The 12754-nt window shown below is 67.3% G+C and carries 12 protein-coding genes and 1 pseudogene; 9 read left to right on the top strand and 4 right to left on the bottom strand.

The window, feature by feature from the left end:
• Positions 1-11 precede the first annotated feature (11 nt).
• The 6 genes from atpG to glmS all read left to right on the top strand — a co-directional run bounded on the left by atpG (position 12) and on the right by glmS (position 7052).
• Positions 12-884 carry a F0F1 ATP synthase subunit gamma gene (atpG, locus tag QWY84_RS03165; protein WP_290200998.1) on the top strand — a complete coding sequence of 291 codons (873 nt, stop codon included), beginning with the start codon at positions 12-14 and terminating at the stop codon, positions 882-884.
• A 74-nt stretch (positions 885-958) separates the two neighbouring features.
• Positions 959-2335, top strand: a complete 1377-nt coding sequence (atpD, locus tag QWY84_RS03160) for a F0F1 ATP synthase subunit beta (RefSeq protein WP_290200997.1) — start codon at positions 959-961, stop codon at positions 2333-2335.
• A gap of 21 nt (positions 2336-2356) precedes the next feature.
• A complete protein-coding gene (locus QWY84_RS03155) occupies positions 2357-2782 on the top strand; it encodes a F0F1 ATP synthase subunit epsilon (protein ID WP_290200996.1) in 426 nt (141 codons plus the stop codon).
• A 97-nt stretch (positions 2783-2879) separates the two neighbouring features.
• Positions 2880-4256, top strand: coding sequence for a bifunctional UDP-N-acetylglucosamine diphosphorylase/glucosamine-1-phosphate N-acetyltransferase GlmU (glmU, locus tag QWY84_RS03150; protein ID WP_290200995.1), 1377 nt, complete (start codon positions 2880-2882; stop codon positions 4254-4256).
• 104 nt (positions 4257-4360) lie between these two features.
• Positions 4361-5200, top strand: coding sequence for a universal stress protein (locus QWY84_RS03145; protein WP_290200994.1), 840 nt, complete (start codon positions 4361-4363; stop codon positions 5198-5200).
• A 19-nt stretch (positions 5201-5219) separates the two neighbouring features.
• Positions 5220-7052 (top strand): glutamine--fructose-6-phosphate transaminase (isomerizing), encoded by a 1833-nt coding sequence (gene glmS / locus QWY84_RS03140; protein WP_290200993.1) that lies wholly within the window; start codon positions 5220-5222, stop codon positions 7050-7052.
• Positions 7053-7227: 175 nt separating this feature from the next.
• Here glmS and QWY84_RS03135 read toward each other — a convergent pair whose 3' ends face one another.
• From QWY84_RS03135 to QWY84_RS03125, 3 genes and pseudogenes are all read right to left on the bottom strand, one after another.
• Positions 7228-9165 carry an aconitate hydratase gene (locus QWY84_RS03135; protein ID WP_290200992.1) on the bottom strand — a complete coding sequence of 646 codons (1938 nt, stop codon included), beginning with the start codon at positions 9163-9165 and terminating at the stop codon, positions 7228-7230.
• A 91-nt stretch (positions 9166-9256) separates the two neighbouring features.
• Positions 9257-9526: a hypothetical protein gene (locus QWY84_RS03130; RefSeq protein ID WP_290202714.1), complete on the bottom strand. Its 270-nt coding sequence runs from the start codon at positions 9524-9526 to the stop codon at positions 9257-9259.
• Positions 9522-9718 (bottom strand): annotated as a pseudogene (locus QWY84_RS03125) (IS3 family transposase); the annotation flags it as partial. The gene QWY84_RS03130 and the pseudogene QWY84_RS03125, both read right to left, overlap by 5 nt.
• A gap of 36 nt (positions 9719-9754) precedes the next feature.
• On the opposite strand from QWY84_RS03125, the gene QWY84_RS03120 reads away from it, so the two are divergent.
• From QWY84_RS03120 to QWY84_RS03110, 3 genes are all read left to right on the top strand, one after another.
• A complete protein-coding gene (locus QWY84_RS03120; RefSeq protein WP_290202666.1) occupies positions 9755-10039 on the top strand; it encodes a type II toxin-antitoxin system TacA family antitoxin in 285 nt (94 codons plus the stop codon).
• Positions 10011-10499 (top strand): GNAT family N-acetyltransferase, encoded by a 489-nt coding sequence (locus QWY84_RS03115; RefSeq protein WP_290200991.1) that lies wholly within the window; start codon positions 10011-10013, stop codon positions 10497-10499. The genes QWY84_RS03120 and QWY84_RS03115 overlap by 29 nt, the downstream gene beginning before the upstream one ends.
• 566 nt (positions 10500-11065) lie before the next feature.
• Complete coding sequence (locus QWY84_RS03110) at positions 11066-11575, top strand: VOC family protein (protein ID WP_290200990.1); 510 nt, start codon at positions 11066-11068, stop codon at positions 11573-11575.
• Positions 11576-11808: 233 nt separating this feature from the next.
• On the opposite strand, the gene QWY84_RS03105 is transcribed toward QWY84_RS03110, so the two are convergent.
• The gene (locus tag QWY84_RS03105; protein WP_290200989.1) at positions 11809-12714 is read right to left on the bottom strand and encodes a LysR family transcriptional regulator; all 906 of its coding nucleotides are present in this window, start codon (positions 12712-12714) and stop codon (positions 11809-11811) included.
• Positions 12715-12754 lie beyond the last annotated feature (40 nt).

Genomic DNA, 12754 nt, shown 5'->3' with positions numbered 1-12754 from the left:
GAGGTCCGCCGATGTCGGGCGCCAAAGAGATACGTACCAAGATCAAGAGCGTGCAGAGCACGCAGAAGATCACGGGTGCCATGGAGATGGTCGCGGCGAGCAAGATGCGGACCGCGCAGAGCCGCATGGAGGCGACCCGCCCGTACGCCGAGAAGATCCGTGCGGTGATCGGCCATCTTGCGCACGCGCAGCCGGAATACCGGCACTCGTTCCTGGTCGAGCGGGAGGTCAAGCGTGTCGGCTATATCGTGGTGACGTCGGACCGGGGGCTCTGCGGCGGGCTCAACGCCAACCTGTTCCGCAAGCTGCTCCCGGAGCTGCAGCACTGCGACCAGCAGGGCGTCGGCGTCGATGTCTGCCCGATCGGCAACAAGGGCGCGCAGTTCCTCAACCGCCTGTCGAACATCCGCATCGCGGCCCAGGCCACGCACCTGGGGGACTCGCCGCACATCGCCGATCTCATCGGCACGATCAAGGTCATGCTGGATGCCTACCGGGAAGGCGAGCTGGATCAGATCGTTCTCGTCTACAACCGGTTCGTGAACACCATGACCCAGCAGCCGACGCTGGAGAAGGTACTGCCGCTGCCCGCCTTCGAGGACCCCGTGCTGGACGAGCAGCGCTACGGCTGGGACTACATCTACGAGCCGGACCCCGCTTCGGTGCTCGATGACCTGCTGCAGCGCTACGTCGAGTCCCTGGTCTACCAGGCGGTGGTGGAGAACATCGCCAGCGAGCAGGCGGCCCGGATGGTGGCGATGAAGGCCGCTTCCGACAACGCCGAGTCGCTCATCGACGAGCTGCAGCTGGTCTACAACAAGGCCCGGCAGGCCGCCATTACGACGGAGCTCACGGAAATCGTGTCCGGCGCGGCCGCGGTCTGAACGACCGCCGGCGACGCGCCGCGCGGCAGGGTGTCCGTACCGTTTTCTAGAATTGCATTGAGAGGAACTGGGGTATGAGCTCAGGAAAGATTGTCCAGATCATCGGTCCGGTGGTCGATGTGGAATTTCCCCGCGACGCCGTCCCGAACGTCTTCGACGCCCTGAACGTGGACGAAGAGGGACTGGTCCTCGAGGTCCAGCAGCAGACCGGCGACGGCGTGGTCCGCTGCATCGCCATGGGGACCACCGACGGCCTGAAGCGCGGGCTGGGCGTGTCCAACACCGGCAAGGCGATCTCCGTGCCGGTGGGCACCAAGACGCTCGGCCGCATCATGGACGTCCTGGGGCGCCCCATCGACCAGGAAGGCGACATCGGCCACGATCAAGAGTGGGCGATCCACCGCAATGCCCCGGCGTTCAACGACCAGTCCGCCAGCACCGAGCTGCTGGAGACGGGCATCAAGGTCATCGACCTCATGTGCCCCTTCGCCAAGGGCGGCAAGGTGGGCCTGTTCGGCGGCGCCGGCGTGGGCAAGACCGTCAACATGATGGAGCTCATCCGCAACATCGCCATCGAGCACTCCGGCTACTCCGTGTTCGCCGGCGTCGGCGAGCGCACCCGCGAGGGCAACGACTTCTACCACGAGATGAAGGAGTCGAACGTCCTCGACAAGGTCGCCCTCGTCTACGGCCAGATGAACGAGCCGCCGGGTAACCGCCTGCGCGTCGCGCTGACCGGCCTGACCCTGGCCGAGTACTTCCGCGACGAAGGCCGCGACGTCCTGCTGTTCATCGACAATATCTACCGCTATACCCTGGCCGGGGTGGAGGTCTCCGCGCTGCTCGGGCGCATGCCCTCCGCCGTGGGCTACCAGCCCACCCTGGCCGAGGAGATGGGCATGCTCCAGGAGCGCATCACCTCCACCAAGACCGGCTCGATCACGTCCATCCAGGCGGTGTACGTGCCGGCCGACGACCTCACGGACCCGTCGCCGGCGACGACGTTCGCCCACCTGGACGCCACCGTGGTGCTGTCCCGCGACATCGCGTCCCTGGGCATCTACCCGGCGGTGGATCCGCTGGACTCCACCAGCCGCCAGCTGGACCCGCAGGTCATCGGCAACGAGCACTACGATACCGCCCGGGCCGTGCAGGGGACGCTGCAGCGGTACAAGGAGCTCAAGGACATCATCGCCATCCTCGGCATGGACGAGCTCTCCGAGGACGACAAGCTCACCGTGGCACGGGCGCGCAAGATCCAGCGCTTCCTGTCGCAGCCGTTCTTCGTCGCCGAGGTGTTCACCGGCTCGCCGGGGACGTACTGCTCGCTCAAGGAGACGATCCGCGGCTTCCGCGGCATCGTCGACGGCGAGTACGACGAGATCCCGGAGCAGGCCTTCTACATGGTCGGCACCATCGACGAGGCCGTCGAGAAGGCGAAGAACCTGTAAATCAGCCGCATAGGTGCCCGAATGGCCAATACCATGCATCTGGACATCGTCAGTGCCGAGGAGGCCCTGTTCGGGGAGGAGGTCGAGTTCGTCGTGGCCCGTGCCACCGAGGGCGAGCTCGGCATCATGCCCCGTCATGCGCCCCTCATGGCGAAGCTCCAGCCCGGCGAGGTCCGCGTGCGCATGCCCGGCGGCGAGGAGCAGTTCTTCTACGTCTCGGGCGGCATGCTGGAGATCCAGCCCCACGTCGTAACGATTCTGGCGGATACGGCCGTGCGGGCCCATGACATCGACGAGGCGCAGGCCCAGGAGGCCAAGCGTCGTGCCGAGGAAGCCATCCGTGATCGCAGCTCCGAGGTGGATTATGCTCGGGCGCAGACGGAGCTTGCGGCGGCCGCGGCGCAGCTGCGGGCACTGCAGAGCCTGCGGCGCAAGCGGGGCAGCTGACCCGAGGGTCCATGCCCGCTCCTCGTCCAAGCCCGCCGCCTCCGCCCTGCGGACGCGGCGGTTTTTCGTTGGGTGACCCGAATCGAGGCATGCATCCATGGCCGACGCTTCCTCCCGCCCCCTGCACGTGGTGATCCTGGCCGCCGGCCAGGGCACCCGCATGCGCTCCGACCTGCCGAAGGTACTGCATCCCCTGGCCGGCCGCCCGCTCCTGCGCCACGTGGTCGATACCGCGCTGGGTCTCGGCCCGGCCGCGGTCCATGTCGTGCACGGCCACGGCGGCGATCGCGTCCGCTCCGCCCTCGCCGACGTTCCGGTGACATGGGTGGAGCAGGGCGAGCAGCTCGGCACCGGCCACGCCGTGCAGCAGGCGCTTCCCGCCATCCCCGATGACGCTTCGGTGCTGGTGCTCTACGGCGATGTCCCGCTGGTGCGGGCGGAGACGATGACGAATCTCGTCGCCGCCGCCGCGGACGGCGCCGCCGTCCTGACCACGGAGCTCGCCGATCCCGGCGGGTACGGCCGTGTCATCCGCGACGCCGACGGCTCCGTTGCGCGCATCGTCGAGGACAAGGATGCGACGCCGGACGAGCGCGCCGTGCGGGAGACGAATACCGGCCTGATGGCCGCCCCGGCCGGGCGCCTGCGCGGGTGGCTGGCGCGCTGCGGCAATGACAATGTCCAGGGCGAGTACTACCTCACCGATGTGGTTGCCCTGGCGCGCAGCGACGGCGAAGCGGTGCACGCCGCTGTCGCCGCGGATCCGGAGGAAGTCGCCGGCGTCAACGACCGCGTCCAGCTGCAAACCGCCGAGCGCGCCTACCAGTACCGCCAGGCACAGGAGCTGATGCGTGCGGGGCTGGGCCTGGTCGATGCCGGGCGTTTCGACCTGCGCGGCAGCCTCGCCTTCGGCCGGGACTGCAGCATCGACGTCGGCGTGGTCCTGGAGGGCCGGGTCGTGCTCGGCGATGGTGTCTCCATCGGCCCCTACAGCGTGCTGCGCGATACCGTGGTCGAGGACGGCGCGACCGTCGACAGTCATACGATCGCCGAGCAGGCCCATATCGGCGCCGGCGCCCAGGTAGGGCCCTACGCCCGTCTGCGCCCCGGCACGGAGCTCCGGGCCGGGGCCCGGGTAGGCAATTTCGTGGAGACCAAGAAGGCCGTCATCGGCCCGGGCAGCAAGGTCAACCACCTTAGCTACATCGGCGACGCCGAGCTTGGACGCGACGTCAACGTGGGTGCAGGCACCATCACGTGCAACTACGACGGCAGCGAGAAGCACCGCACGGTGATCGAGGACGGCGCCTTCATCGGCTCGGACAGCCAGCTGGTGGCGCCGGTACGCGTCGGCGCCGGCGCATTCCTGGGGGCCGGCACCACGCTGACCCGGGATACCGAGCCGGAGAGCCTGACCGTCACCCGCGCACCGCAGAGAAGCGTCCCGGGATGGGCGCGCCGCCGGCGGGAGTAGAGCCCACGCATGGTTGACGTCCTCGTTGCGACTCCCAATATGTAAATAGAGGGAGTCCCGGAGGACCCCCAAGGAGCGCCCGTCGAATCCCAGGAGGAGGTGCCATGTATACCCATGCCGTCGTCGCCGCTCACTTCGCCGCCGCAAGTGACCGCCTGCTCGAGGAGCTCCGTGATCTGAGCACCCTGGGAACCCGCGAGATCACCCTGGTCGACGTCCTGCTGTCCCATCATGCCGAGGCCCAGGACGAGACGCACCGCCGGGAAGCGCGGTGGCGCCTGGAGGAAGAGAAGGATACCCTCGAACGGGCGGGCTTCCGTGTGAACGTCGAGCTGCGCACCGGCCAGCCGGCGCACGAGCTGTCCACCATCGCCCGGGCGCGCGGCGCCGACCTGATCCTGGTGGGCTCGCGGGGTGAGAGCCGTTTCCGCGAATTCCTGCGCGGCTCCACGGTGCTGCAGCTGATCCGCAAGACCACCACCCCGACACTGATCGAGCCCATCGGCCAGAACCGCGTGGTCACGGGGCGCGGGTTCCGCTCCCTGCTGCTGGGAACCGATTTCTCCGAATCCTGCTTCGAGGCCGAGCGCCACGCCGCGGAGCTGGCGCCCCACGCGGAGAAGGTCGTCCTGACGCACGTCCTCGAGGATGAAGTGATCGAGGCCCTCGGGCACGATCAGGCGCGGGAGCAGGCGGATACCCGCATGGCCGCGCTCGCCGAGCAGTTCGAGGCGGTGCGCGAGCGCGTGGTCACGCGCATCGACACGGGCAACCCGTCGCGCACGCTCCATGAGCGTGCGGAAGAAGAAGGCAGTACCATGGTCATCGTCGGCAAGCGGGGCCGCAGCCCCATCCGCGAGCTGATGATCGGCAGTACCGCCGAGAACGTCGTCCGGCGGGCCCGGCAGTCCGTTCTCATGGTGCCGCGGGCCGGGCTGATTTAACGTCACGAGGAGCCAGCGCATGTGTGGAATCGTCGGCGCGGTCGCCGAGCGCGACGTCGCGCGTATTCTCCTGGAAGGTCTGAAGCGGCTGGAATACCGCGGCTACGACTCCGCCGGCATGGCCATCGCCGACGACGCGGGCCGGATTCACCGCCGGCGCGCCGTGGGCAAGGTCGCCTCCCTGGAGGCGGCACTGGCCGAGGAACCGCTCGCCGGTCATACCGGGATCGCGCACACGCGCTGGGCGACCCACGGCCGCCCCACCGACGCCAATGCCCACCCGCACATGGCGCGGGGGCAGGTGGCCGTGGTGCACAACGGCATCATCGAGAACTACGAGGCCCTGCGCCGTGACCTGGAAGGGGCCGGCTATACCTTCGAGTCCCAGACCGATACCGAGGTCGTGGCCAACCAGGTGCACCGCCACATGGCCTCCGGCGCCGACCTCCTGGCGGCCGTGCAGGCGACCGTGGCCGAGCTCGACGGCGCCTACGCCCTGGGGGTGATGGCCGCCGACGAGCCCGGGCGGCTGGTTGCCGCCCGCCGGGGCAGTCCGCTGGTCATCGGCCTCGGGATCGGCGAGCACTTCATCGCCTCGGATGTCTTCGCCCTGCTGCCGGTCACGCAGCGCTTCGTCTTTCTGGAGGAAGGCGATGTCGCCGACGTCCGCCGGGAGACCGTCGCGATCCATGACCGGGGCGGGAAGCAGGTCGAGCGACCGGAGCGCCTGTCCGAGGTCTCTCCCGACGCCGTGGAACGCGGCGGCTACCGCCACTTCATGCTCAAGGAGATCCACGAGCAGTCCCACGCCCTGGCGGAGACGCTGGAGGGTCGGCTGTCCCGCGACGCCGTGCTCCCCGAGATCTTCGGCCCCGACGCCCGCCCGATCTTCGACCGCTTGCAGCGCGTCCAGATCGTCGCCTGCGGCACCAGCTACCATGCCGGGCTGATCGCCCGGTACTGGTTCGAGAGCCTCGCCGGCCTGCCCTGCGACGTGGAAGTCGCCAGCGAGTTCCGCTACCGGCGCCACGTGGTGCCGGACGGGACGCTGTTCGTGACCATCTCCCAGTCCGGCGAGACGGCGGACACCCTGGCGGCGCTGCGGGAGGCCAAGAACCTCGGCTTCGCCGCCAGCCTGGCCATCTGCAACGTCCCGGAGAGCTCCCTGGTCCGCGAGTCCGATCTCGTGCTCATGACCCGCGCCGGGCCGGAGATCGGCGTGGCCTCGACCAAGGCCTTCACCACCCAGCTCGCCGGGCTGCTGCTCCTGGTGGCCGCGCTGGGGCGGCGCCACGCACTGACCGCCGAGAGCGAGGCCGGGCTCGTCGCCGCGCTCCACGACCTCCCCGCCGCGGTGGAGCGGGTCCTGGCACTGGAGCCCGATATCGCCGACCTCGCCGAGCGCTTCGTGGACAAGCGCCACAGCCTCTTCCTGGGCCGGGGCGCCCAGTACCCGGTGGCTCTGGAGGGGGCGCTGAAGCTCAAGGAAATCTCCTACATCCACGCCGAAGCCTACCCCGCCGGCGAGCTCAAGCACGGGCCTCTGGCGCTGGTCGACGCCGACATGCCCGTGGTCGCGGTGGCGCCCAACGACGAGCTGCTGGAGAAGCTGAAGTCCAACCTCCAGGAGGTGGAGGCGCGAGGCGGCGAGCTGCTGGTCTTCGCCGACGACCGCGTGCAGTTCACCCCCCGCGACGGCCTGACGGTGCTGGCCGTGCCCTCGGTCCACGAGCTGGTGGCGCCGCTGGTGTTCACGGTGCCGCTGCAGCTGCTCGCCTACCACGTCGCCGTGCTCAAGGGCACGGATGTGGACAAGCCGCGCAATCTGGCGAAGTCGGTTACGGTGGAGTAGCTAAGGCCGGGTCAAAGAACGGGCTTGGATCGGTGGAATTAAGTTTGAGACAGGTGGGAAAAGTTTAGGACAAACGACTCGGGCCTAAGTCGATATGGACGTATCACTGAGGAGCGACTACGGCCGATGCTCACTGTATTAGCGTCGGAATGTCCGCCGCCGTGCCCGGTACAGCTCAGCCGCGAGCCGCCAAATCGTGCTGCCGAACGTGGTTGATCATGCCGCCGGCCAGGAGAATCTCGACCTGGCGCGGGCTCAGGTCGTGCGCCAGCTCTAGGCTGCCGCCATCGAGCGTGGCCGTCAGCGTGCCGCCGGCCTGCAGCGCGTCGTGCAGCCCTTCGAGAACGATCGTGTCGCCCTGTGCCGGCGGCCGCGCGTCCTCGGCGTAGCGCAGCGGCAGGATCCCGAAGCTGACCAGGTTCTGCCAGGCGATGCGGGCGAAGCTGCGTGCGAGCACGGCGCGCAGGCCGAGGTAGCGCGGCGCGAGCGCCGCATGCTCGCGGCTCGAGCCCTGGCCATAATCGCGCCCGCCGACGACCGCGTGCGGCCCGGCCTCCGCGGCCCGCCCGGGATAGCTCGGGTCGACGATCTCGAAGCAGAAGCGCGAGATCTCCGGGATGTTGCTGCGGTACGGCAGCACACGCGCGCCGGCCGGCATGATCTCGTCGGTCGTGATGAAGTCGTGCACGGTCAGCAACACCGGCAGCTCGAGCCGGTCGGGCAGCGGATCGAACTGCGGCAGCGTGGCGATGTTCGGTCCCTTGATCAGCTCGACGTCGCGCGCGTCCTCGCGCGCCGGCGGCGGCAGCACGTTGATCTCCCCGGGCGAGCGCACGCCCGGTTCCGGGATATCGGGGTACGCCATGCCGAGCTCGCGCGGATCGGTGATCTCGCCGGCCAGCGCCGAGGCCGTCGCCGTCTCCGGGCTGCACAGGAAGACGCTGTCCTCGCGCGTGCCGGAGCGCCCGGGGAAGTTGCGTGGCACGGTGCGCAGGCTGTTGCGGCCCGTCGCCGGCGCCTGGCCCATGCCGATGCAGCCGTTGCAGCCCGCCTGGTGCAGGCGCGCGCCCGCATGGATCAGGTCGAGCAGAAGGCCGGTGCGCGTCAGGTCCTCAAGCAGGGTGTGCGAGGTCGGGTTGACGTCGAAGGACACCGCCGGATGGGCGCGCCGGCCGCGCATCATCAGCGCGCTGATGGCGAAGTCGCGGAAGCCGGGGTTCGCCGAAGAGCCGATGTAGGCCTGGTAGAGCGATTGGCCGGCGACCTCACGCACCGGCACGACGTTGCCTGGGCTCGACGGCTTCGCGATCAGCGGCTCGAGCGCCGACAGGTCAATGCGCTCGGTGACGTCGTAGCGGCAGCCGGGCTCGGCGGCGAGCGCGCTCCACTCGTCCTCGCGGCCGTAGGCGGCGAGGAAGGCGCGCGTCGCCTCGTCCGACGGGAACACGGTCGCGGTGGCACCGAGCTCGGCGCCCATGTTGGCGATCACGTGGCGGTCCATCGCCGACAGCCCGGCCAGACCCTCGCCATGGTACTCGATGATGCGCCCGCGGCCGCCGTCGGTACCGTGGCGCCGCAGCATCTCCAGGATTACGTCCTTGGCGCTGACCCACTCCGGCAGCGCGCCCGTCAGCTCCACGCCCATGACCTCGGGCATTTTCGTGTAGAACGGCCGCCCCGCCATGGCCAGGGCGACATCCAGACCGCCGGCGCCGATCGCGAGCATGCCCATCGACCCGGCCGCGCAGGTGTGACTGTCCGAGCCCAGCAAGGTGCGGCCCGGGCGGCCGAAGCGCTGCATGTGCACCGGGTGGCTGACGCCGGTGCCCGGGCCGCTGTACCACAACCCGAAGCTCTGGCAGGCGCTGTAGAGGAACAGGTGGTCATCCGGGTTACGGAAGTCTTCCTGGATCAGGTTGTGGTCGATGTATTGCGCCGAGAGCTCGGTCCGGACGCGGTCGACGCCCATCGCCTCGAGCTCGAGCATCGCCAGCGTGCCGGTCGCGTCCTGGGTGAGCGTCTGGTCGATTGCCAGCGCGATCTCCGCGCCCGCCTCCAGCCGGCCCTCGACCAGATGCGACTCTATGAGCTGGCGGGCGAGTGTCCGTGCCATCGCGTACCACCTCCCGCGCGCTGCGCGCGCGTCAGCCGACTGCAGATCACCATGAACCCGGGCGCCGGGTCCGGGCAAGTCCCGCGCCGGCCTACAGCCAGGCGGTGACGAACAGGGCCAGGCCGTTGAGCAGCAGCACGGCGAAACTCTCGAAACCGATGCGCGTGATCCCGTGGCGCTCGCGCCGGAGCAGCCCCGGCAGCAGCACAGCGGCCATGACGATGCTCAGGGCGATCAGGAAGGTCTCGCGCTCGGTGGCGCCGTGGGTACAGCGAGCCGGGGCGGTACGCCAGTCCGCGATCGCGGCGAACAGTGTGTCGAACGCGTTGCCGCCGACCACCCCGCCGACGGCCAGGGTCAATCGTGGCGAACTGCACGGCCTCCAGATTCGGCCAAGGGCCGCGGTGACGGATCACCTCGGTCTTGTAGAGGCCGTTGATGCTCTCGGCAAGGGTATTGTCATAGGAGTCCCAACGTTGCCCATGAAGCAGCCCCCAGACGGCTCGATGCCGGCCTCGGCCAGCCGGTCGGTGTAGCGAATGGAGACGTATTGCTTAGGTTCAAGGAGTCGTCGCAACCCTGGCTTATTGTGCCAAGGATAGTCGTCCATCGAGCGAGTCGGCCTAGGCGGCCTGACTCAAAACAAACGGTTTCCGGAAAAGGCGGCACGGTTTCCCAGTTCTTGCTGGACTCCGCGTTGGAACGCGCGGCCGAGGTCACCGAACGCGCCACGCGGATCACCACAAGCCGCGAGGCGTTCAAGAACATGATGACGGTCCTGGACCAGCCGTCACGGCCCCTGCCTCGCTTGAGGAAGGCGGCCCAGCGGTACAAGGGAACAGTGGATGGCTCGGATCAGGAAAGAACAACTTAGCAAGCACCACGACCGCGCAGCGTTCGACTGCGGGGTCGAAGCACTCAACACATTCATTCAGAAGACAGCGCGACGGCAGGACGAGCGACATCTGGTTCGCACCACGGTGCTGGTCGATTCTAACCGGCCGGAACGCATTCTGGCCTACTACTCCACCGCGCCCTGCGAGATCGCGCCGCCACCCGGCGTCAGGGCCTGGAAGAAATACCCTCACCCTGTACCCTTCCTGCGGATGGCCCGACTGGCGTCGGACCTGAGCGCACGGGGCCAGGGACTGGGAGAGTTGGCTCTGCTCGCCGCCATTGAGGACGCGGCGACCATCTCCCGGGAATTCACCGCCATCGGCGGACTGGTAGTGGACGCCAAGGACCAGTACGAGAAATACGGCTTTATCAGGATCGAGGAAGACGGACTCCAGCTCTTCCTGCCGATTCAGGACTGCATTACAGCGATCGCCTGAGAGGAGGTGGAGTCGGCTTACCCAGCTGTGGACGGTTTCATCCGGTAGCGGGCTAAACAAGAAGGCGGATGAGGGCATCGGGGTGCTCCATCGATTCGTGTTTGTGGGTCGGTGTTAGGGCTCTTTGATATCGACTATCGTGAGTTCAGTTAGGTACAGCCGAAACCGTAAGTAAAACCTAACTTATTGATATTCTTTTTTATTATTGTTGATGCGTGTCAGCCGACCCGGAAGAATGACTACATCGGCACTGGTGAGCGTCCCTGTCTTTCTCGAAAGCACGAGGCCTCCCTCCGCCGGTAGCCGGCGAGAAGGACCGCCGCTCCGGCAGGTAGAAGGGTGTTCTGGAGGGGTTCGTTAAGTGGCGGTTTCGAAAGGAGTTTGGAATAGGTTTGAGACAGTCTCGATCCCCATTTCCAAATATGGGCGTTTCAGGGGGTCCAGTGACAAGGCCTACAGCCCGGAAATGTCTCAATCTTTATTCCAACAATCCATGGGTGTCGATCGGTGGTGAGGCCTGCTCGAAGGCCTCGGGGCAATCGTGGGAGGGTCGGCATGCGGCTCGGGTGGCCGAGGCCGACTACTCGTTCACGGAGATGCTGCCCATCACCCCTCGTGATCTTCCTTTTCGTCGGCGAATGAAGGCGACTATTCTGAGAAGCAGCTTGCCAGGGAGAGCAAAAGTGAACGTTCCCGATGGGTTCAACACTGTAACGCCATACTTCTTCGTGCGCGGAGCCGAGGACTTCGTCGACTTTCTCATCGCCGCGCTAGGCGGCGATGAGGTTGGTCGGCACCTACGACCTGACGGAAAGATCGCCAACGCGCAGGTTCGCATCGGCTCGTCCACGTTGATGGTAAGCGAAGCAACCGAGGCGAATCCCGCCACCTACGGCACCTACTATCTGTATGTCGAGGACGCCGATGAATCGATGCGCCGGGCACTCGGGCACGGCGCTTCGTTGGAAATGGAAGTGGCCGACATGCCGTATGGTGATCGCCAGGGCGGCGTACGCGATCCGTTCGGCAACGTATGGTGGATATCTCAACGGCTAGAGGACGGCCCGTACTTCTAGCGGCAGCGCCGGACTGCTATGAGCATCAAATCACTGGCTCACGTACGTGTTCCGTGCCACGCACCCGTGACCTCCGGATTTCGTATGCCCCGGCTCGCGTCTCCGCACTGCCCCCTGCGCCTGCGGATACTGCGAATGCACACGTGACCCGCTCCTGAACCCCCGCTCTGCGCTGGAACTCGATCTGGCACCGGTGCACGTCGACGCAGACGGCGCCCTCCGGGAGCTCCACGCTACCCGAATTCGACATGCTCAACGAGGAAGTCCAGGAACGCTCGCACCCGCGAAGGGAGGTAGCCACCTTGCCCGAGAAAGACCGCGTTGAACTCCTCCGTATCGCCGGGATTGTAGTCCTCGAGTACGGTTTGCACGCGTCCGGCCGCCACGTCATCCCGAACCTGGAACTCGGCGAGCCTTGCCAGACCGGCCCCCGCCAAGGCCAGCCGCCGCAACCCCTCACCATCGCTGACCTGCACGCTGCCGTTGGTCGCGAACGTCACCGTTTCCCCGTTCCATCGCAACGGCCATCCCTCCGCTGTCCGTACATAGTTGAAACCGAGTCGATTGTGATGCTCCAGGTCCTCGGGTTGCACCGGCGTGCCGTGCTGCTGCAGATAGGCGGGCGAGCCGACGATGACCATCCGGCTCGCACCGAGCTTGCGCGCCACAAGCCGCGAGCTCTTGAGCGGGCCCGCACGAACTGCGACATCCGTGCGCTGCTCCAGGATGTCAATGACCTCGTCGGTAAGAACGATATCCAGCGAGACCTCCGGATGCCGGGAAGCAAACTCCGGCACCAATGGCAGCAGGAAGTGAACGCCGAACGGCACATTGGCGTTGACTCGCAGGCGTCCGCGCGGAGGGGCATTGGTTGCAGCACCGCGCTCGGCCTCTTCCAGATCCGCTAGAACGCGGACGCTGCGTTCGTAGAAGACGCAGCCCTCCGGCGTGAGCTGTACGCGGCGCGTGGAGCGATTGACGAGCCGCACGCCCAACCGCCCCTCCAGGCGCCTCACCAGCTTGCTCACCGCCGACGGGGTCATGCGCAGCTCGCGTGCCGCCGCCGAGAAGCCGCCGGCCTCCACGACCCTGACGAAGACTTCCATCTCGCCGGAGCGATTGATCTCGGGACGACTCATATGGAAATGGATTCATAAATCCTTGTCATTCGGCCAGTCT

This window comes from Aquisalimonas lutea (assembly GCF_030409225.1).
Classification (GTDB): domain Bacteria; phylum Pseudomonadota; class Gammaproteobacteria; order Nitrococcales; family Aquisalimonadaceae; genus Aquisalimonas; species Aquisalimonas lutea.
This window is presented reverse-complemented; position numbering and strand designations above follow the sequence as displayed.

Excerpts from the sequence above, each read along its gene's own strand:
- QWY84_RS03145 (WP_290200994.1), top strand. The coding sequence starts at position 4,361 with ATGTATACCCATGCCGTCGTCGCCGCTCACTTCGCCGCCGCAAGTGAC.
- QWY84_RS03105 (WP_290200989.1), bottom strand. The coding sequence starts at position 12,714 with ATGAGTCGTCCCGAGATCAATCGCTCCGGCGAGATGGAAGTCTTCGTC.
- QWY84_RS03135 (WP_290200992.1), bottom strand. The coding sequence starts at position 9,165 with ATGGCACGGACACTCGCCCGCCAGCTCATAGAGTCGCATCTGGTCGAG.
- atpD (WP_290200997.1), top strand. The coding sequence starts at position 959 with ATGAGCTCAGGAAAGATTGTCCAGATCATCGGTCCGGTGGTCGATGTG.
- atpG (WP_290200998.1), top strand. The coding sequence starts at position 12 with ATGTCGGGCGCCAAAGAGATACGTACCAAGATCAAGAGCGTGCAGAGC.
- QWY84_RS03115 (WP_290200991.1), top strand. The coding sequence starts at position 10,011 with ATGGCTCGGATCAGGAAAGAACAACTTAGCAAGCACCACGACCGCGCA.
- glmS (WP_290200993.1), top strand. The coding sequence starts at position 5,220 with ATGTGTGGAATCGTCGGCGCGGTCGCCGAGCGCGACGTCGCGCGTATT.
- glmU (WP_290200995.1), top strand. The coding sequence starts at position 2,880 with ATGGCCGACGCTTCCTCCCGCCCCCTGCACGTGGTGATCCTGGCCGCC.
- QWY84_RS03155 (WP_290200996.1), top strand. The coding sequence starts at position 2,357 with ATGGCCAATACCATGCATCTGGACATCGTCAGTGCCGAGGAGGCCCTG.